This is a genomic window from Spirosoma soli (genome assembly GCF_042684525.1).
Classification (GTDB): domain Bacteria; phylum Bacteroidota; class Bacteroidia; order Cytophagales; family Spirosomataceae; genus Spirosoma; species Spirosoma soli.
In genome coordinates this window covers 1-1,201 of record NZ_JBHULN010000053.1, presented here as the reverse complement: position 1 = coordinate 1,201, position 1,201 = coordinate 1, and the positions used below count along the sequence as shown (strand labels likewise).

Annotated in this window: 1 protein-coding gene; it reads left to right on the top strand. The window is 43.9% G+C overall.

Annotation, left to right across the window (positions count from 1 at the left end; all coding sequences use genetic code 11):
- Positions 1–87 precede the first annotated feature (87 nt).
- Positions 88–1,197, top strand: a complete 1,110-nt coding sequence (locus ACFSUS_RS29030; RefSeq protein ID WP_381528798.1) for a transposase — start codon at positions 88–90, stop codon at positions 1,195–1,197.
- The last annotated feature ends 4 nt before the right edge of the window (positions 1,198–1,201 follow it).

The following is a 1,201-nucleotide window of genomic DNA, read 5'->3' as shown; positions in this document are numbered from 1 at the left end:
CAGATTACTGGACATGAGGGATAAAAGCAGAAAAGTGGCTGACCGATGGTAAGTTTAAGTTCGCTAAAACTTATCTAAACTACCACTATGGCCAAGCCACTTTTTACCAAATGTAGACGGTTCTTTCCGGATCTGCCAGAACATATCTTCCGAAATTTACTTCTGGTCTGCTCGGCCATTGTTCTGGCCCGAACCACCAATCTGAACGTCCTTAAAGATTATCTGCCTCAACTCCTGGCTAATGAGCAGACCAAAGCCGATTCCCATTACAAAAGACTTATCCGCTTTTTTCGAGTGCCAAAACCCAATCGATTAGTCATCTGTATACTTCAGTTCGTTTTCAGGCTCTTCCAAAGTCGAATTACTCACTTAATCCTGGACGCGACCACTTGGCGGGTGGGTAAGAAACCCATTCATCTATTAACCCTGTGCATCCTTTATCGAGATACGGCTATCCCAATCTATTGGATTCAACTTCATAAAAAGGGTCATAGTAGCGAAGTAGAACGCCAACAATTAATGACTGAAGCGCTACATTATTACCGATTGCAGGGTAAAATTCTATTAGCTGACCGTGAGTATATGGGTGAGAAGTGGATTCGTTATCTTCATCTAGCAGGCATCGACTTCGTCATCCGGCTTAGTGAAGGCTGTTATCGGTTAGCTATTAGCGCAGCACCTGGCCCAGCTTATTCAAAACTGATTCGGCAAGCCTACCACCGCAAGCGGGGCGTCATCAAACAGTTCATATTAAATGGATGTACTCTATCTATCGTGATGCTCAAAAACCCCAAGAATGAGCCAAATGAGCCACTTTTATATTTCATATCCAGCCTCACTCACAAGGTCAAAATCACGGAAGTCTATCGCCGTCGATGGCGGATCGAGACCTATTTCAAGCAACTCAAAACGCAGGGCTTCAATATTGAGGACCTAAACTTTAAAGATGATGGCAAGATCATGTTGCTCATTGCCATCGTCGTGATGGCTTACGTGTTATCCCTAAAAGAAGCGTTTGAAAATGGCTCCTTGAAGCAGAAAGTGTATCGAAATGGAAACCGTGCAATGTCGGTTTCGTTTTTTCGTCAAGGCATCACCTGTTTGCGTGGGCACGTTCAGTCTTTAACTATGTTCGTCCGTTACTTGGAATCCATTGCTCAAACACTTTTGACACCCCAATGGATGTATGTCCAGTAATCTG

Bases quoted from the DNA above. Each gene is read 5' to 3' on its own strand.
- ACFSUS_RS29030 (WP_381528798.1), top strand. From the start codon at position 88: ATGGCCAAGCCACTTTTTACCAAATGTAGACGGTTCTTTCCGGATCTG.